Raw genomic sequence first — 16,604 nt, forward strand, 5'->3', positions numbered from 1 at the left:
GCAAGAAATGGACAATGCCGATTCAGAACTGGAAGGCCGCGTTAAATCGGTTCACGATCATGTTCGATGAGCGCATGCCGCAGCTTTAAACGATTTCCCGTTTACACAAAATCGCGGATACCCCCAACTATGCGTACGCTTCCTATGAATATATAGGGCCAGTACGCTTAGTTTGAGGATACCCCCGGCTGTCCTCCTGGGCGAGACCTTCTTGGTTTGACTGTGTAGTGTGTCATCACCCGAAACGCCTGAATGCAACCCCATAGCCACCTCAAGGAAGTCTACTGTCCGTGCTGACGCACTGTCCCAGTAGTGGGAACCTTGAGCAACCTATGGGCCGTCTTCAGCTGGCCTCCTGCCTGAAGGTCTCCCCCTCCAGGCCCCTCCTGGTCGTCTTCTAGTAGCACCTCCGTTCAGGCTTTAAACCTTGTGGGGGTTTCCCTCCCTGTCCGTGAGTCTGTAATCACCACTGAGCCACCTCAGTGCCGCTTTAAGTACCCCCACCGCACTGCCCACCCTACCACCACCAACCATAAAGGAAACACCATGTTTCAACCTATCCGATCTGCACTATTCATCCAGAAACCAGTACCGCAGGAGGTCTCCTATGAGGTCTCCCAAGAGATTCACCATGAGCCCGACCACGGGATGACCTCATGGGATATCCCGGCTGTTCGAATTGCAGCCCTGAATGCTGAAGAAGGAGCCTTCTAATGGACATCCGATTATATGGAAGCCTTGATGGCGCTATCGCTGCCAACCAGTCCGATCAGTGTGACTTTCCAGGCTGCAACAAAGCCCGCATTGGTATCTCGAAATACTGTGCAACCCACCGCAACACTAATGCCCGTCTTGGTCACCCCACTGCCCGGAAGGTCTTAGCGAAAGAGTACGCCTTCGAGCGTATGCAGGTCTCTGAACTCATAGCAGAGAACAGAGGACATTCTGGGGTCTCCAATGCGATCCGCTGGATACAGACCTGGATGGACGCCGCAATCACTGGGCAGACCACCACCAGCATTCACGGGAAGATTATCGGAGCCTCGGAGCTGCGCCGCCTTGCTGACCACGGGGTAACCGCTGAGGACATCCTGGTTGAGTCTGCTTCATTCTGGGTATACATGCAGAGGAACAAGCATAAGTGGCTTAATCAGGAGTCGGAGCGTATCGCCATGTCTATGGCTGTCCTGTCACTGGCACCCCGTGAACACCGCAACAAGCCCAAGCCTGATGGCACCATGACGAACACCCGCGTGATGTTCCCTGCTGAAGCACGTAGACGCCTGGGAGATCGTCTTCGGTCTCACCTCCTGCCCCTGTACTCAAACCTGCTATCCACAATCAACAGTCACAAGGATGCAGTAGTCACAGTACGGGAACAGATGGCTGCACCTTTGAGCTTCCCTGTTCGGCTGTAGTGAGCGCCTGCGGCTGGCCTCCCACTCGTACCACCATCACCAGGTAGTTCGTACCGAACAGTGCAACAGCAATCCTGCCAAGCACAACACCCTTTAAGGAATACAAAACCATGATCGCAAACACACAGCATACCGGCGACCAACAAGCCGCTATTGAGTCCCCAGCAGTTGGAGGCGTCACTTCCCGCATTGTCGGTGAAGTAACAAAGTCATCCAGCCTGAGTGGCTCCCCAGTCTCTGGAGACCTACTGGCAACAGCTCGTAACAATGCAGGCAGCCCTACAGCTCAACGCCTGCCCACTACCACCATTGAATTAGAGCCAGGCAATCCAGGAAGCCGCACCTCACTGGCTACCGCTGAACTTCTGGGCATGGTTACACGCAATGCAGCCGGTGAATATGTAGCTGTTGGGAAGTCTCTTGCAGGTGAACCAGAAGCAGCTCAGGGAGTCCCCGGTACCGAACAGGAGGAAGGGCAGGAGCCTCAAGGCCCTGAGCTGTTCTCTGAGTCAGAGGAAGAATCCTTCAATGCTTCGCTGTCCGACATTCCCCAGCCCTTGTATGACCAGGCTGTAATCAGTGCAGCAATGCAGGCGGCAACCACTGGAGACATTGGGGATTTCTCAGCAAAGCTTGCAGCTGATGCTGGCTTGGATGTTGCACAGGTACGGGCAGTGCAGGAGTCGGGGACGGCCATGTTCCAGGCTCAGGCAGATAAGGCCATATCGGGACTAGGGGTTGACCCCCGGGAGCTGTACGACTGGGCACGCAGCAAGCACCCCGACCAGCTACAGGCGGCTGTCCGTAACCAGGTCACCGCACGAGACCTGAGCGGCTATCGTGAGCTTGCCAAGCAGTACCTTGACCACACTGCACCTGATGGGGACACCCTCAAGGCTCATGGTTATGAGACCCGCCAGACACCACCAACCCATGACAACCCAAAGGGAGCCGACCTGGTGTTCGTTCACGGCACCTGGATGGAAGCCAAGACGGCTGCACGTATCGGCCTTATCTGACCCTAACCCAGTAGTTCAACGCCCTGGCGTGCTCGTAAGAACATGAACAACATCAACCAATCAAGGAAAAACCAAATGACCAACTTAGTAGGCGCTTCAGTAAACGCAGCAGGAACCCTCATCGCCACAGCCAAAGCTCTCGGAAGTGGGAGTCTTGACCTGACCAACCCGAACAACGATGCCCACACGGTCATCACTGTAGGTTCCATGCAGCTGACCATAAAGGGGGCTATTGCTGAAGGTCTTCTCCAGCGTAACTCCTCGGGAGTTCTCGTTGAGCTGAACCCGTCCCAGCAAGCCACCCGTGTAGATGCTTAACCCACCAACCTATAGAGAAAACCACATGAACACTACCGACCAGTGCGAGAGCACGAATGACAGCCCCACCACAGCCGCTTCTAACTACTTCGTGATGGATACAGGCGCTACCATGTCCATTCAAGCAGCCGTAACGATGGGGCTTATCTACCGTGGAACAGCACCTGGAACCATCTTCACAAACAACCGGGAGATGCCTGCTGATGCAGCCGTGGCCGCTGGGATTATCGGAGCTGATGCAGCCGCGTACATTGCCTCATTGCCTGGAACCAATGTCCCCGCCCCACATACAAGGGAAGACAGGGGCTATGAGCCGGAGCAGGGAGAGGAAACCATAAGCCCGTCTGAGGCGTCTATCGCAGCCCTGGGGGCGTTCTTCCTGGCACCCACTGAGCAGGGCAAGGCGGCTGCTATGGAGGCCCTGGAGGCTCATTTAAAGGCTGCTGTATGACCGACAACCATAAGCGCCTGGGGTGGTGGGTCAATCAGTTGAACTGTGCCCTGGAGGACTTCATGGAAGCCCCCAGCGATAGCCGGAAAGCTGGCTTGATGCAGCGGTGTGAGGAGTACCGGGAAGCGGCAAGGGTGGGACAGATTGAGCTACCGACTATGACAAGGCGGCAGGGGTAGTGTCAATGCCTAGCGCAAACAAGACAGGCTTTCGAGGTGTGACCCGCAGGGATGACAGGGGAACCACCAACCCATTCCGGGCATGTATCAAGGTACGGGGGCTGACCGCCTGGCTGGGTAGCTTCCCTACGGCTGAGCTGGCCCATGCGGCATACATCGTAGCCAGGAAAAGGCTGTACACCGAAGGAAGCGGAAGCAGAACATTGAGGAGCAAACAGAAGTAGAACATTAAGGCAAGTCTAGGGGTCATCCTGGGCTTGCCTTTTTTTGCTGTTCTTGTGGTGGGGTAAATAGGTGGGGTAATCACACCAAGATTTACTTGCAAGCTATTGAATATTAAGGATTTATGTTGACTGGCGGAGAGGGCGGGATTCGAACCCGCGTTAGGATATTATCCTAAACACGCTTTCCAGGCGTGCGACTTAAACCGCTCATCCACCTCTCCGGAATGTCATTCAACCCCAGAAAGGCCGCAAGAATACCGGAGAAGGCATTTAACAGCAAGGTGTTTATTGTCCGGCAACGCTCCTTCATAAGAAAAATGGTATGATTAGCGGCTGTTAATATTGCTCTAAACAAGGCGTTTTGCATGGCGTATGCCGAACTTTCATTACTGGAACAGCTTGCTACCAACAGTTCACCCTATCATGACCCGCTGTTGCGACTGAATTGGGATGCGCTGGACACCAAGGCATACTGGCTACCACCTACAGCCATTTCTCTGTTTGGAACACGCGAATATGAAGAGCTGGCTGAAAACACACGCATTCGTTTGTCACAATACGAATTTACCGGTTTTATTCAGGCTGGTTTATGGCTTGAAGCCATTTTTGTCGAACGTTTGTCCCGCAACCTGAAGCACACCCAGTCAGCCCAGGAACTTGCTTATTACCTGCATGAAATACGTGAAGAATCCGGACATAGCCTGATGTTTCTTAAACTGATGGAAAAAAGCGGATTGCGGTTACCGGGTGTTTGGCGCAACCGTCCTCACACGGCTGATTTTCTTGGCCGTCATGCGCCGATCAATACCACGTTATTCTGGCTGGCTGTGACCATCGGCGAAGAAGTGCCGGATAAACTCAACCGTTACGTTCGTGCACATGGAAGCGATTGCGTAGATCCCTTGATTCGCCAGATGTGTACCTTGCATGTGATTGATGAAGCACGCCATATCGCTCACGCACGCAGTGCGCTGGAACGAAGCTTGGTGCGCACCTCAACCTTGCACAAAAAATTGCTGACACCAGTAATCAATGTGCTGGTCCGCCAGTTCGTGACAACCTTTTATTTGCCGCAGTCCGATGTTTATGAACTGGCGGGCTTGAATCCGGGGCATCAGTGGCGTGAGATTGCTCGGCGCAATCCCGCACGGCGCGAGTTCATCCAGTCTTGCCTGAATCCAAGTTTGAATCTGCTACGCGGACATGGTTTTACAGTTAAAGATCCAGTTCTTTAAACGCCGGCTAATCCAGCAAAATTTCCTTTACCTTATTGAACAAAGCCGCGCGGGCCTGCTCTGGTGCCTTGTTCAAGGCACCCGTCCACAACGGGAACAAGGTGGTTTCCTCACGTTGTTCGTGTTTGGATAAATACCCGGCGAGTATGGCCAGCAAAGGCCCCACGCTCGCACTGCTTGCGTCATCCTCTTCAAAGCTCGCTTCGATCATGACCGACTGATTCAGGATTTCGTTGTGCTCCTGCATCATCGCAGCACTCGGATCGAAACCCTGCGCATTTGGCGGAGTACGGATTGCTCGCACCAGCATGTCATGTTCCACCTGCAGGTGTTTGCGTAGCCCTTCGGTAAAAGCGCGCATCAGTTCGTGTGCGATTTCCAGCCGGCCGCTGTCGGTGAGATGAATGACCTGGGAAAACATCGCATCCAGCCGCTTGTGGTCACGCTTAAGTATGTCCAGCACGTCTACTGGCGGCACGTCCTCTGCCCGATGAATCACGGTGCGCCAGCGAGAATCCGGCTCCTCACTCACGTCCCAGCGCAGGTTGTTGCGTAGCTGCAAATTGAGACTATGCAGGATAATCGCCGGGTCTTCAGCAAACAGGAAGGTGACTGTTTCACCGCGTGCCATATCCTTGATTTCATAGAAAACCGAAGTTTGCAGCTGGCTGGAAGCGTGGCCGGTCAAGTCACAAAAATGAGTATCAGCAGTCATGGCAATTAAAATCCGAACATATGATCCAGGCAAAATGCTTGCTCGCCAGACAATGTGCCGTGATATCCGAACAGACGACAGGTCAAATCCCGAATAATGATGTAGGCACCCTGCCCCGCCTGTTGACGATGATTCGCATCAAACATTTCCGAATAACGCCAATGCAGAGAGCCGCTGCAGGGTATGGCAATTTTGCGTTGCGTAATTTCTTTACCATCGCTATTGAACAAACTTAGCGTGGTATCGGAATGTGCGTGCCAGGACGTAGAAGCCGGGTAAATCAAATGACACATAGTATCCAGAGGCGCATCCCCCAGCCGCAAAAACAGGCGTGTACTGAGTCCCGGAGGAGCGCCAGCGTATGACTGCGGCTCATTTTTGTAGGTAAGAACGGTATTGAAAACATGTGCACCAAAGCTGGTTTCTGCAATGTGACCGCTGCGGCTGTGGGTGTAGCGAAACAAACCATGCAGCCAGCCATCGGCACTACCGCCGTGACTGAAATCATAAACCAGTTCGATATGCCCGGAGCCGCTGGGTAGATGGGCACCCTGCTCAATCAACCATGCATTGATATCAAGCTCGACACTATCGTTACGCTGCAAACAACCAAAATCATGTCGAGCGACCTCTTCTCCGGTAGCGTCATACACTATCGCAGCAATCGGCAAATCCTGCTGCGCGGTGGACATCGGTGTCGGCTGTACCACACTACGCCATAACGCTTCGGGCAAAATCGGTGCGGGCAGGATATAACCCTTGCCCATATATGCCGCCATGGCAGGAATATCTGGATCAACAGCGAGATCGTTACGTTCCACATTGACATGAGCCATACGGCTACGCCCGTTTTTGACATGTATTTCGTAGCGTGGCCGCACGAAATGACGCCCTGCCTGTACCTCCAGTTGCTGCGGCCAGCGTGCTGCAGGAAATAGCGACGCCACATCAAGTGGATAGCAGGCAAACGCTGGAATTACCTCATCCACATAACGAACGTGATCCGAACCCATGAGATTGAGACCCACTGCATTGGCCGGAATGGGTACAGGATGGCTGTTTTGTATCCACATCACCACACGCTCGTTGTCGCGTGGCGCCGGTAGCCCGGCAAATAAATCAGAAGGCCAGGCATTGGCATCATGCGTGCAGGACAGCACTGTTTCATCGTCACCAAAGGTATCCAGGGCATACTTGACCACATCGTGGCGGGCCACGCCCAACACGTGCATGAATAGCGACCCGGTGAATTCGCCAAGATTGAAACGGCGACGCACTTCGCGGCTATCAATAATCAGGCTGGCACCGGGTACAGCAATCGTATCCTGCCATTCGGCCAACACACCACCTTCACCATCAAATAACCGAAACCACACTGTGGGCGGCTTGGCAGCACCAAGACCCGACCAGTAATCACAGGTCACAATACGCGTATGCTGCCCTTCGGCGTCGCGCAAAAATCCAAAATTGGTGGCAAAGTTGAGCGGGTCCAGATAGCGCTGGCAATTGGTAAGCATGGCATCGGGCAGACGCATGTCATCCAGGCTCATGACTACCATGCCGGCAGGTACCAGGTGGCGGATATGATCCATCAGGCGTGCGGCGTCGAAAGCGGTAACCAGCACCACCCGTGCATCACAGTTCGGCAATTCTGTGACGCGCTTCGCAGGCATACCCAGCAAGGTTTTGCCGATATCCTCCAGACGCTGCACGTACACCGCCCGGATATCGAGTTCGGCCAGCGCATAAAATTCGCAAAAACTTTCCGCCATACCTAACGGGTCATACACAGCAACGCCGCCCAGCCCACGCAATTTTTCGAGTAAGGTGGCGGCAAGCGGTACGCTAAGGGGATGACCCAAAGCCTTGAAAAAGCTGTTGCCGCCTTTGGCATTGCTAAAGGTTTCAATTTTTAACGCCATCTAGTTCAATCCCATGCTTTGCTTGAGTAAGCTGGCGACCCGACTGGTTTCATCCAGTGGCGGGGAATGCCAGTCGCTTAATTCACCAGTAAAGGGCCGCGTATAACCACGTGACTGTAATTCGCGGTGAAATTGTTCAAATTTGTTATTGCCACCGGTCAATCCTTCTATGAACACCGGTTTGCCTGTATAGCATGCTTCTGATGCCATGTTGACCGAATCAGCAGTAACCACAAGATAATCGGCCAATGCCAGATAACCCAGATAGGGATTATCGCCTGTGCCGTCCCAGATCACCGAGGCCACGTTTGACAAGCGACGTTGCAACACGGCCACAACTTCAGGATCTGTGCGGCGTGAGGGTGTCACCACGATGGCTGCCCCGTGATTGGCCGCTGCATGGATCAGTTTATCGGCGAGCGTGTGCGCAACGGCCGTATCAATACGCACGCTGCGATTGGTACCCCCCACCAGCACACCGACCAATGGTCTTGCCAGATGTGCCAATCGTGGCGCAAATTGTTCTGATGCGCGCAGCAAACGCGCCGCTGTCACGCTATTGACCGCCCCCAGCGTCTCGATCACATTGGCGCCTTTGCAGCGATCGTGCAAAGGCGCAACGACCCAATCGAAATGGCGCAATGCTACTTGCGGATTCTGGATGCGTACATTGAATGTACGGCCACCGCTTGCACGCTTGATCGCAATGGATAACGCCACGGTCAGACGCCCCGTTCCGATTACGACATCGGGCCATGGAGGTGCCAGAGAATCACTGTCCGATCCAAGAGAATGCAACGATTTGATCCACAACTGTGCCGGTAAATATTTCCAGGGTGCCACCGGCATCACTGTTTTTTTAATTACTTCAATGCCCAGCGCATGAGCAAGACCGAATGACTGGTTGTCCATTCCGATAATGCCATTGGAAAGTACCCAGCAAGTTTTATTTGTCATGCGCGCTAATAGCCAGAAGAAGCCTTGCCAGCAAACAGGTTTTTAAAAAACGCCGAAATACCATGCCGTTTTTGCTCGCGACGCTTGACCTTCTCATTGATCACCCAATTCAATTGGATCGCACGGCGTGCTCCTACAAAAGGCTTGTGACCATGCCATGAATTATCGCTGCGGCGGAAGGCCAGCAAGGTACCGATACTGGGATCGACCTCGGCTACGTAATCTTCAAGATCGGTACCAGAGCGCAACAACCGCAGACGCCCTCCCGATTCATGCCAGTCCTCGTTGAAATAAATCAGCATGGTAATGATTTTGGTTCGGCTATCCGTGTGGATACGCCCGTCGGTTTCGTCGGTATGACCACGCACGGTAATGATGGTCGGACGGCCAGTTAAATCCAGGCCGAATTTCTGCTCGACGGCGCGACGAAAAGTCTCGCCTTCCAGTTCCATCAGCAACTCACGGAATGCACCGCCGAACTGCAATGTCTCCGAAGGGAAACTACCCGGTTTGGCAATATTCGGGAAATCGCGGGATATGGCCGCCAGCATTTCCTGGCGTAAAAAACCCGGCAGAATCAGGTACTCAAAAGGTGTTTTCTCCAGGGTTGCCGCATTGAATTTTTCCAAATCCAGCATGGAAAGCGTGGTATGGAGCGGAGCCGCCCGGGGATTTCCTTGCACAGAAAGTGTGTTCATTTCAGACACTCTTTATCGAAAAATTGCTGCAAGTCTAGCGGCTTTCAGCATCGGCATAAAGCCATCTACGGCCTTGCCCCAGCTTATTTAGATAAAATAAATTGTTTCCTGCTATTGAATTTTTCCGTTTTACCCACCATGTGGGCTTGAGTTAAACACGGAGCACAACGATATGCAGCAGGAAAATCAGACTCAATCCGAACAAAACCCCGATAAAACCGGTGCTGAACAAACCTCAGAGACAATGCCCAGCCTGGAAGAACTGCTTAAACAATCCGAATTGCTGGCCCAAGAACACCATGATGCCTGGTTACGTGCCAAGGCCGAAAGCGAAAATATCCGCAAACGCGCTCAGCACGACGTCGCCAACGCGCACAAATACGCCATCGATGGCTTTGCAGCCGAACTGCTGGCCGTAAAAGACAGCCTGGAAGCCGCACTGTCCAATGAGGTGCCCAGCATAGAAAACTTGAAAAGCGGGGTGGAACTTACCCTTAAACAACTCAACGCCGCTTTCGACAAATACAATCTTACCGAAATCCATCCTGTGGGTGAAAAATTCGACCCGCACAAGCACCAGGCCATCAGCATGGTAGAAGCCGATTCCGAGTCAAATACTGTCGTTACGGTTTTGCAAAAGGGCTACCAGTTGCATGATCGTATCGTACGTCCGGCTCTGGTTACTGTCTCCAAAACAAAAAACAGCTGAATCAGCGCTTGAAATTATCGCTAACCACCCTATTTAATACAACAACATTAACGTCTTAACGAAGGAATTGAATCATGGGAAAAATCATTGGCATTGACTTGGGCACAACCAACTCCTGTGTGTCCGTTATGGAAAACGGCACGCCCAAGGTCATCGAAAACGCCGAAGGAGCACGCACCACGCCGTCTATCGTAGCCTACGCCGAAGACGGGGAAATCCTGGTGGGCGCTGCCGCCAAACGCCAAGCTGTGACCAACCCTAAAAACACGCTGTATGCAGTCAAGCGCCTGATTGGACGGCGCTTCGAAGAAAAAGAAGTGCAAAAAGACATCAACCTGATGCCCTATTCCATCGTCAAGGCCGACAACGGCGACGCCTGGGTGGAAGTGCGCGGCAAGAAAATGTCAGCGCCTGAAGTCTCCGCACAAGTTCTGCTGAAAATGAAAAAAACCGCCGAAGATTATCTCGGCGAGCCCGTCACCGAAGCGGTCATTACGGTACCGGCCTACTTCAACGACAGCCAGCGCCAGGCGACCAAGGATGCCGGCCGCATTGCCGGCCTGGATGTGAAGCGCATTATCAATGAACCCACCGCAGCCGCACTGGCCTTTGGCTTGGACAAAAAAGAAGGCGACCGCAAAATCGCAGTGTATGATCTGGGCGGCGGCACTTTCGACATTTCCATCATCGATATCGCCGAGATCGACGGCGAGCATCAGTTCGAAGTACTGTCCACCAACGGCGACACTTTCCTCGGCGGTGAGGATTTCGATCAACGCGTGATCGACTACCTGGCTGATGAGTTCAAGAAAGAACAGGGCATTGACTTGCGCAACGACATGCTTGCCCTGCAACGTCTGAAGGAAGCTGCGGAGAAGGCCAAAATCGAATTGTCTTCCGCACAGCAAACCGAAGTAAACCTGCCCTATATCACAGCAGATGCTTCCGGACCCAAGCATTTGGCCGTGAAGATCACCCGCGCCAAATTCGAAAGTCTGGTGGAAGAACTGATCCAGCGCACCATGGCACCCTGCAAAATGGCTATCAAGGATGCCGGTGTCAGCGTATCCGACATCGGTGACGTAATCCTGGTAGGTGGCATGACCCGCATGCCTAAAGTACAGGAAATGGTGAAAGAATTTTTTGGCAAGGAACCGCGCCGTGATGTGAACCCGGACGAAGCGGTTGCCGTCGGTGCAGCCATTCAGGGCGGTGTATTGCAAGGCGAAGTGAAGGACGTGCTGTTGCTCGACGTTACCCCGCTATCACTGGGTATCGAAACCATGGGTGGCGTCATGACCAAACTGATCCAGAAGAACACCACCGTGCCGACCAAAGCCAGCCAGGTATTTTCGACCGCTGAAGACAATCAGAATGCGGTGACCATCCACGTACTGCAGGGCGAGCGTGAAATCGCTTCCGGAAACAAGAGTCTGGGACAGTTCAATCTGTCGGATATCCCGCCTGCCCCGCGTGGCATGCCCCAGATCGAAGTCACCTTTGATATCGACGCCAACGGCATCCTGCATGTTTCGGCCAAGGACAAGGCAACCGGCAAGGAAAACAAGATCAAGATTCAAGCCAGTTCGGGTTTGTCCGAAGCTGAAATTCAGAAAATGGTGAAAGATGCCGAAGCCCATGCCGAAGAAGATCATAAGACACGCGAGTTGATTGACACCCGCAATCAATGTGACAACCTGATCCATTCGGTGAAGAAATCGCTGGGCGAGCACGGTGACAAAATCGACGCTGACGAAAAGGCCAAAATCGAAACCGCCATCACTGAAGCTGAAGAAGCACTCAAAGGCAACGACAAGGAAACAATCGAAGCCAAAACCAAAGCCTTGGGTGAAACTTCGCACAAACTGACCGAACAGATGTATGCCAAGGAGCAAGCGGAAGCGGGTTCTGCAGGCGGCCCGCAAACTGCTACGGGTGGTGCAAAAACGGATGACGACGTGGTGGATGCCGAGTTTGAAGAAATCAAAGACAACAAATAATTCCTAACCCCGGCATGGAGGGCACGGAGATCACAGTTTATCTGTGGAGCACTCTGTGCCCTTCGTGTGTTAGCAGCGGCTGAAAAACATGTCAAAACGAGATTATTACGAAGTACTCGGTGTCAATCGGGACGCCAGCGATGAAGAAATTAAAAAAGCTTATCGCAAGCTTGCTATGAAACATCATCCGGACCGCAATCCGGATAACCCCAAAGCAGAGGAACATTTCAAGGAAGCCAAGGAAGCATACGAAATCCTGTGCGACGCGCAAAAACGCGCAGCTTACGATCAATACGGGCATGCCGGGGTCGAACATGGCGCCGGTATGGGCGGCGGGTTTGGTGGCGCAGGGGGCGGGTTTGCCGATGCCTTTGGCGATATTTTCGGCGATATATTCGGCGGCGGACGAGCGCGCTCAAATGTCTATCGTGGCGCCGACTTGCAATACAATCTTGAGATATCACTCGAAGAAGCGGCGCGCGGCACCGAAACCAAAATCCGCATCCCCACCCAGGAAGAATGCGAAACCTGCCATGGCACCGGTGCCAAACCAGGCACTCAGCCTACGACATGCGCGACCTGTGGCGGGCATGGGCAGGTACGTATGCAGCAGGGGTTTTTTTCCATCCAGCAAACCTGTCCGAAGTGTCATGGTAGTGGCAAAATTGTTGCCAGCCCATGCGTCGACTGTCATGGTGTGGGGCGGGTCAAGCAGCATAAAACGCTCTCTGTACGCATACCTGCGGGCGTAGATGAAGGTGATCGCATCCGCTTGTCAAATGAGGGTGAAGCCGGGGTCAATGGTGGACCGACAGGTGATTTGTACGTCGTTATCCACCTCAAGGCACATTCCGTATTTCAGCGTGATCACAACGATCTGCATTGCGAGATGCCGATCAGCTTCAGTACCGCCGCACTGGGAGGCGAGATCGAAATTCCGACCCTGGATGGCCATGCCAAGATCAAGATTCCGCCAGAAACCCAGACCGGCAAGGTTTTTCGTTTGCGCGGCAAGGGTATCCAGGGCGTCCGGACCCATGCACCCGGGGATTTGCTCTGCCATGTACAGATCGAAACCCCGGTGAGTCTGACCGAACGCCAGAAAGAACTATTGCGGGAGTTGGAAGCCTTGAATCAGGAAGACGGCGCGCGTCACAACCCCAAAGCCAATTCGTTCATGGATAAGGTCAAAGCGTTCTTTGGTTGAGCGCGATGCGGCTCAGGATGGTGTTAAGCCGCGTAGCCGCTTGAGTTGACCAAGTCCGTAGTGAATGTAGACCAATCCGGTATATACCGGCGACAGTAGATTGATCACCGGTATGTAATGCAGCAAGGCCAGCAACAGGCCCAATAAATAAAGCTGCGCCCCGGATTGCTCCAGAATCAGCTGAAACTCTTCGCGACTCGCATGCTCAGCCAGCGCATCATAGCGAAACAGACGCTGATTCAGATAAGCCGTCAGGAGCAGCGAAAACAGGGCGCCCAGCCCTGCCAGCAACCAGAAGGGCAGCGACAGCAGCCACAGACCGCAAAATACGCCTATCGCAATCAGGGCATTCCATACGCTCCCTGCAAACGTGCCGCCGTGACGCTGTTCCAGATCAGGATAATCCTGACTGGCAACATGGCGCACCATCATTGGCATGACCATGACAGCCGCAATAAACAGTGCCGTGGTGAGTGCCAGGGGCATGATCAGCAGTATCAGCAATACCACGGTCATGCCGTTGGCCAGCCAGACAAAATCGTGTTGACTCAGGAACGCTTGCGCCGGTTGCAACCAGTGGCCGAGCAAGATGATCCAGTTATCCCAGAAAAACCATGCCAATACGCCCCACAGCACCAATGACAGCACCATGGGCCACAGAACAATAGCGAGCATTTTCGGATGCAGCAGGCTGCGCGTCGCATCCATTAGCGCGCGGGCAATACCGCCGATCACGCCGCCGCCTTGAACAAGCGGAAAAAGTTGTGGCTGGTCATTTCGCCCACCTCTTCGATTGAAATTCCGCGTAAACGGGCAATTTCCTCGGCAACATGGCACACAAAAGCGGGCTCATTGGTTTTGCCTCGATGCGGCACGGGTGCCAGATAGGGTGAATCCGTTTCAATCAGCATCTGCTCCAGCGGTATGGTTTGTGCCACCTGTTTCAAGGCCAGCGCATTCTTGAATGTGACGATGCCGGAAAACGAAATATAAAACCCCATTGCGATCGCCGCTTGTGCGACTTCCAGGCTCTCGGTAAAGCAATGCATCACGCCGCCAGTTTCTGCTGCACCCTCCTCCGCCATGATGCGCAAGGTATCTTCTGCGGCGGCACGGGTATGAATGATGAGTGGCTTGCCGGCCTGCCTGGCAGCACGAATATGGGTACGAAAACGTTCGCGTTGCCAGTCCAGATCGCCGGTAAGACGAAAATAATCCAGCCCGGTTTCACCTATGGCAACAATTCTCGGATGTGCTGCCAGTTCGACCAGTCGTATCACGCTCGGCTCTTCGATATTTTCATGATCAGGATGCACCCCGACCGAGGCATACACGTTTGCGTGGTTTTCAGCAAACGTCAGTACCTGCGGGAAATCTTCCAGATTCACGCTGACACACAATGCATGACTGACACCTGCATCCTGCATGCGCGCCAATATGGCTGACTGCTGTTCAGCCAATCCAGGGAAATTGATATGACAATGCGAGTCAATAAACATGACGCCGATCCAAAAAAAGCAGGCTGCCACAGCAGCCTGAAGGGATAAGTGAGTAAAAAGGTTTACATAGTATGAGTCTGGCGAACTGACTTGAGTGAACCGCCGAGCAAACCTTCAACCTTGTTGCGAGCAGCGACACCGCTATCATTCTTGTCGAATTGCACGCCGATACCTTGTGTCTTACCTCCATGTGCGCTGGGTGGCGTAATCCATACCACTTTACCGGCGACCGGAATTTTATTCGGGTCTTCCATCAGCGTCAGCAGCATGAATACCTCATCGCCCAATTTATATTGCTTGGTGGTCGGAATAAAAATCCCTCCACCTTTGAGGAATGGCATATAGGCTGCAAACAAGGCGGTTTTTTCCTTGATGCTCAAAGACAGTACACCGGGACGGGCGACAGCAGTTTTATCTGCGGCATTGCTCATGTTTGCTCCATTCAGTCGAACAAGCCTGCGTATTCAAGCAGCAAATCTTCCAGTACCATCTGGACGGCAAGTGGATGCTGAACGCTGGCGCGCGCCGCTTGCAGGCGGCGTTGAAAATCAAGCATTTTTAGTAAGTTAGCACGCTCGGCCATGCCTCGCAATTCCTGTTCAAAATCGACCTGATAATATACGCGTCCCGTCAGATGCAAACTCACCAGATCGTGCAGCCATTGCTGCAGCCAATGCACCATATCAGGCAACGGCTGTTTGGCATGTTGCTCAGCGCCGCGAAGGGCGTCAGCAGCATTCATTCTGGACAATCCGTTCAAGAATCCGCGTCTTCGTTCCTGATAATCTGCGTCTGCGAGCGTGCTGGCCAATAGGGGCGCCCCACCAGCCTGAGCCAGGCTGGCATTAGCCTCGCGTATGCCCTGCTGCGCCAGCCAGGACTGTGCAACATCGGCATTGGGTAGTGTAAAGCGAATCTGGTGGCATCGGCTCAGGATTGTCGGCAGCAGACGGCTCGACTGGTGGCTGACCAGAATCAACAAGATATTCGGAGGTGGTTCTTCCAGCGTTTTCAAAAGCGCATTGGCCGCTGCCACATTCATTGCTTCTGCTGGATGAATCAGTGCAACGCGCAAACCACCACGATGCGCGCTCAATTGAACAAACTGGGTCAATTCGCGCACCTGAGCGACGCTGATCTTTTGCCCCGCCAGCGGACTTTTGCGCTCGGCAGGATCATCATGCAATTCATTTTCGTCCAGCATCGCAGGCTGCAGCTTTATAAAATCGGGGTGGCTGCCCTGCCGCTGCCAATGGCAGGATGGACACACGCCACAGGCTGCTTGCCCATCCGCTTGCGGGTTTTCGCATAACACCAGTTCAGCCAGCTGTTCTGCCAGCGCCAGTTTTCCTATCCCAGCACGCCCGTGAAACAGCAATGAATGCGGTAGCTTGCCGCGCAGATGCAACAAGCGTTGCCAGACGACTTCATTCCATGGATGCAAAATCATGATTTAAATCGCTGCAATGATCGGTTCCAGGTCGGCACGAATATCTTCCAGACTGCGGTTGGTACCGATTATCCGGAATCGGGCAGGATATTGTTCTGCACGATGTAAATACATGGCTCGTACACGCTCAAAAAAATCCTGCTGCTCCTGTTCGAATCGATCAAGACTGGCATTTGCTGCCAGCCGCCTGGCGGCTATCGCCACCTCCACATCAAATAGCAGTGTCAAATCTGGTTGCAAACCTTCCTGGACCCAATCTTCCAGAATATGCAATCTTGATTCTGCAATACCACGACCGCCACACTGATAGGCAAAACTGGCATCCGTAAATCGATCCGAAATCACATAGGCAGCGCGGCTCAGTGCGGGCAGAATTACCCGATGCAGATGTTCCCGGCGTGCTGCAAACATCAATAATGCTTCGGTTTCCACATGCATGGGCTCAGCCAGCAATATTTCGCGCAGCTTTTCGCCCAGCGGTGTTCCACCTGGTTCTCGTGTCACCACCACCTCAACACCACGTGTGCGCAGCTTGTCGGCCAGCCAGGTCAGGTGGCTGGTTTTCCCAGCACCGTCAATTCCCTCTAATGTGATAAAAGGCAT

The 16,604-nt window shown here is 53.4% G+C and carries 17 protein-coding genes and 1 tRNA gene; 8 read left to right on the forward strand and 10 right to left on the reverse strand.

The genetic code is table 11. The features are described 5' to 3' along the window. Nucleotides 1–713 precede the first annotated feature (713 nt). From ACYCZJ_RS11885 to ACYCZJ_RS11900, 4 genes are all read left to right on the forward strand, one after another. Complete coding sequence (locus ACYCZJ_RS11885; RefSeq protein WP_461554443.1) at nucleotides 714–1,418, forward strand: hypothetical protein; 705 nt, start codon at nucleotides 714–716, stop codon at nucleotides 1,416–1,418. Between the two features lie 110 nt (nucleotides 1,419–1,528). Beyond that, nucleotides 1,529–2,437, forward strand: coding sequence for a hypothetical protein (locus ACYCZJ_RS11890; RefSeq protein ID WP_461554444.1), 909 nt, complete (start codon nucleotides 1,529–1,531; stop codon nucleotides 2,435–2,437). Nucleotides 2,438–2,479: 42 nt separating this feature from the next. Further along, nucleotides 2,480–2,755, forward strand: a complete 276-nt coding sequence (locus ACYCZJ_RS11895) for a hypothetical protein (protein ID WP_461554445.1) — start codon at nucleotides 2,480–2,482, stop codon at nucleotides 2,753–2,755. 25 nt (nucleotides 2,756–2,780) lie between these two features. After that, nucleotides 2,781–3,206 (forward strand): hypothetical protein, encoded by a 426-nt coding sequence (locus tag ACYCZJ_RS11900; RefSeq protein ID WP_461554446.1) that lies wholly within the window; start codon nucleotides 2,781–2,783, stop codon nucleotides 3,204–3,206. 533 nt (nucleotides 3,207–3,739) lie between these two features. Here the strand turns inward: ACYCZJ_RS11900 and ACYCZJ_RS11905 are convergent. Beyond that, nucleotides 3,740–3,830, reverse strand: a tRNA-Ser gene (locus ACYCZJ_RS11905). A gap of 144 nt (nucleotides 3,831–3,974) precedes the next feature. Here ACYCZJ_RS11905 and ACYCZJ_RS11910 point away from each other — a divergent pair. Further along, nucleotides 3,975–4,844 carry a diiron oxygenase gene (locus tag ACYCZJ_RS11910; protein ID WP_461554447.1) on the forward strand — a complete coding sequence of 290 codons (870 nt, stop codon included), beginning with the start codon at nucleotides 3,975–3,977 and terminating at the stop codon, nucleotides 4,842–4,844. 7 nt (nucleotides 4,845–4,851) lie between these two features. Here the strand turns inward: ACYCZJ_RS11910 and ACYCZJ_RS11915 are convergent, their stop codons facing one another. The 4 genes from ACYCZJ_RS11915 to ACYCZJ_RS11930 are packed head-to-tail and all read right to left on the reverse strand — an operon-like array spanning nucleotide 4,852 to nucleotide 9,136. Continuing rightward, entirely contained in the window at nucleotides 4,852–5,559 is a 708-nt protein-coding gene (locus ACYCZJ_RS11915) for a hemerythrin domain-containing protein (protein ID WP_461554448.1), read from the reverse strand. 5 nt (nucleotides 5,560–5,564) lie between these two features. Beyond that, entirely contained in the window at nucleotides 5,565–7,481 is a 1,917-nt protein-coding gene (locus tag ACYCZJ_RS11920) for a hypothetical protein (protein WP_461554449.1), read from the reverse strand. Then, on the reverse strand, nucleotides 7,482–8,438 hold the full coding sequence (locus ACYCZJ_RS11925) for a mitochondrial fission ELM1 family protein (protein WP_461554450.1): 957 nt from the start codon (nucleotides 8,436–8,438) through the stop codon (nucleotides 7,482–7,484). Between the two features lie 5 nt (nucleotides 8,439–8,443). After that, a complete protein-coding gene (locus ACYCZJ_RS11930) occupies nucleotides 8,444–9,136 on the reverse strand; it encodes a 2OG-Fe(II) oxygenase family protein (protein ID WP_461554451.1) in 693 nt (230 codons plus the stop codon). A 118-nt stretch (nucleotides 9,137–9,254) separates the two neighbouring features. Here ACYCZJ_RS11930 and grpE point away from each other — a divergent pair, with 118 nt between their 5' ends. The 3 genes from grpE (at nucleotide 9,255) to dnaJ (ending at nucleotide 13,052) form a co-directional block, all read left to right on the forward strand. Beyond that, complete coding sequence (grpE, locus tag ACYCZJ_RS11935) at nucleotides 9,255–9,845, forward strand: nucleotide exchange factor GrpE (protein ID WP_461554491.1); 591 nt, start codon at nucleotides 9,255–9,257, stop codon at nucleotides 9,843–9,845. A gap of 74 nt (nucleotides 9,846–9,919) precedes the next feature. Beyond that, nucleotides 9,920–11,845: a molecular chaperone DnaK gene (dnaK, locus tag ACYCZJ_RS11940; protein WP_461554452.1), complete on the forward strand. Its 1,926-nt coding sequence runs from the start codon at nucleotides 9,920–9,922 to the stop codon at nucleotides 11,843–11,845. 88 nt (nucleotides 11,846–11,933) lie between these two features. Next, nucleotides 11,934–13,052, forward strand: a complete 1,119-nt coding sequence (gene dnaJ, locus ACYCZJ_RS11945; protein WP_461554453.1) for a molecular chaperone DnaJ — start codon at nucleotides 11,934–11,936, stop codon at nucleotides 13,050–13,052. A gap of 12 nt (nucleotides 13,053–13,064) precedes the next feature. On the opposite strand, the gene ACYCZJ_RS11950 is transcribed toward dnaJ, so the two are convergent. The 5 genes from ACYCZJ_RS11950 to tmk all read right to left on the reverse strand — a co-directional run bounded on the left by ACYCZJ_RS11950 (nucleotide 13,065) and on the right by tmk (nucleotide 16,604). Next, a complete protein-coding gene (locus tag ACYCZJ_RS11950) occupies nucleotides 13,065–13,787 on the reverse strand; it encodes an EI24 domain-containing protein (protein WP_461554454.1) in 723 nt (240 codons plus the stop codon). Next, nucleotides 13,784–14,551 (reverse strand): TatD family hydrolase, encoded by a 768-nt coding sequence (locus ACYCZJ_RS11955; RefSeq protein ID WP_461554455.1) that lies wholly within the window; start codon nucleotides 14,549–14,551, stop codon nucleotides 13,784–13,786. The genes ACYCZJ_RS11950 and ACYCZJ_RS11955 overlap by 4 nt, the downstream gene beginning before the upstream one ends. A 62-nt stretch (nucleotides 14,552–14,613) precedes the next feature. Then, nucleotides 14,614–14,982, reverse strand: a complete 369-nt coding sequence (locus ACYCZJ_RS11960) for a PilZ domain-containing protein (protein ID WP_461554456.1) — start codon at nucleotides 14,980–14,982, stop codon at nucleotides 14,614–14,616. 11 nt (nucleotides 14,983–14,993) lie between these two features. Then, a complete protein-coding gene (gene holB / locus ACYCZJ_RS11965; RefSeq protein ID WP_461554457.1) occupies nucleotides 14,994–16,001 on the reverse strand; it encodes a DNA polymerase III subunit delta' in 1,008 nt (335 codons plus the stop codon). 3 nt (nucleotides 16,002–16,004) lie between these two features. Next, nucleotides 16,005–16,604 (reverse strand): dTMP kinase, encoded by a 600-nt coding sequence (tmk, locus tag ACYCZJ_RS11970; RefSeq protein ID WP_461554458.1) that lies wholly within the window; start codon nucleotides 16,602–16,604, stop codon nucleotides 16,005–16,007.

Source organism: Sulfuriferula sp., from assembly GCF_054605375.1.

What these genes read in the sequence shown, in the direction of transcription:
- ACYCZJ_RS11925 (WP_461554450.1), bottom strand. Translation starts at nt 8,438, where the DNA reads ATGACAAATAAAACTTGCTGGGTACTTTCCAATGGCATTATCGGAATG.
- ACYCZJ_RS11900 (WP_461554446.1), top strand. Translation starts at nt 2,781, where the DNA reads ATGAACACTACCGACCAGTGCGAGAGCACGAATGACAGCCCCACCACA.
- ACYCZJ_RS11895 (WP_461554445.1), top strand. Translation starts at nt 2,480, where the DNA reads ATGAACAACATCAACCAATCAAGGAAAAACCAAATGACCAACTTAGTA.
- tmk (WP_461554458.1), bottom strand. Translation starts at nt 16,604, where the DNA reads ATGCCTTTTATCACATTAGAGGGAATTGACGGTGCTGGGAAAACCAGC.
- ACYCZJ_RS11960 (WP_461554456.1), bottom strand. Translation starts at nt 14,982, where the DNA reads ATGAGCAATGCCGCAGATAAAACTGCTGTCGCCCGTCCCGGTGTACTG.
- ACYCZJ_RS11920 (WP_461554449.1), bottom strand. Translation starts at nt 7,481, where the DNA reads ATGGCGTTAAAAATTGAAACCTTTAGCAATGCCAAAGGCGGCAACAGC.
- dnaK (WP_461554452.1), top strand. Translation starts at nt 9,920, where the DNA reads ATGGGAAAAATCATTGGCATTGACTTGGGCACAACCAACTCCTGTGTG.
- ACYCZJ_RS11890 (WP_461554444.1), top strand. Translation starts at nt 1,529, where the DNA reads ATGATCGCAAACACACAGCATACCGGCGACCAACAAGCCGCTATTGAG.
- ACYCZJ_RS11885 (WP_461554443.1), top strand. Translation starts at nt 714, where the DNA reads ATGGACATCCGATTATATGGAAGCCTTGATGGCGCTATCGCTGCCAAC.
- dnaJ (WP_461554453.1), top strand. Translation starts at nt 11,934, where the DNA reads ATGTCAAAACGAGATTATTACGAAGTACTCGGTGTCAATCGGGACGCC.
- ACYCZJ_RS11930 (WP_461554451.1), bottom strand. Translation starts at nt 9,136, where the DNA reads ATGAACACACTTTCTGTGCAAGGAAATCCCCGGGCGGCTCCGCTCCAT.
- ACYCZJ_RS11910 (WP_461554447.1), top strand. Translation starts at nt 3,975, where the DNA reads ATGGCGTATGCCGAACTTTCATTACTGGAACAGCTTGCTACCAACAGT.
- holB (WP_461554457.1), bottom strand. Translation starts at nt 16,001, where the DNA reads ATGATTTTGCATCCATGGAATGAAGTCGTCTGGCAACGCTTGTTGCAT.
- ACYCZJ_RS11915 (WP_461554448.1), bottom strand. Translation starts at nt 5,559, where the DNA reads ATGACTGCTGATACTCATTTTTGTGACTTGACCGGCCACGCTTCCAGC.
- ACYCZJ_RS11955 (WP_461554455.1), bottom strand. Translation starts at nt 14,551, where the DNA reads ATGTTTATTGACTCGCATTGTCATATCAATTTCCCTGGATTGGCTGAA.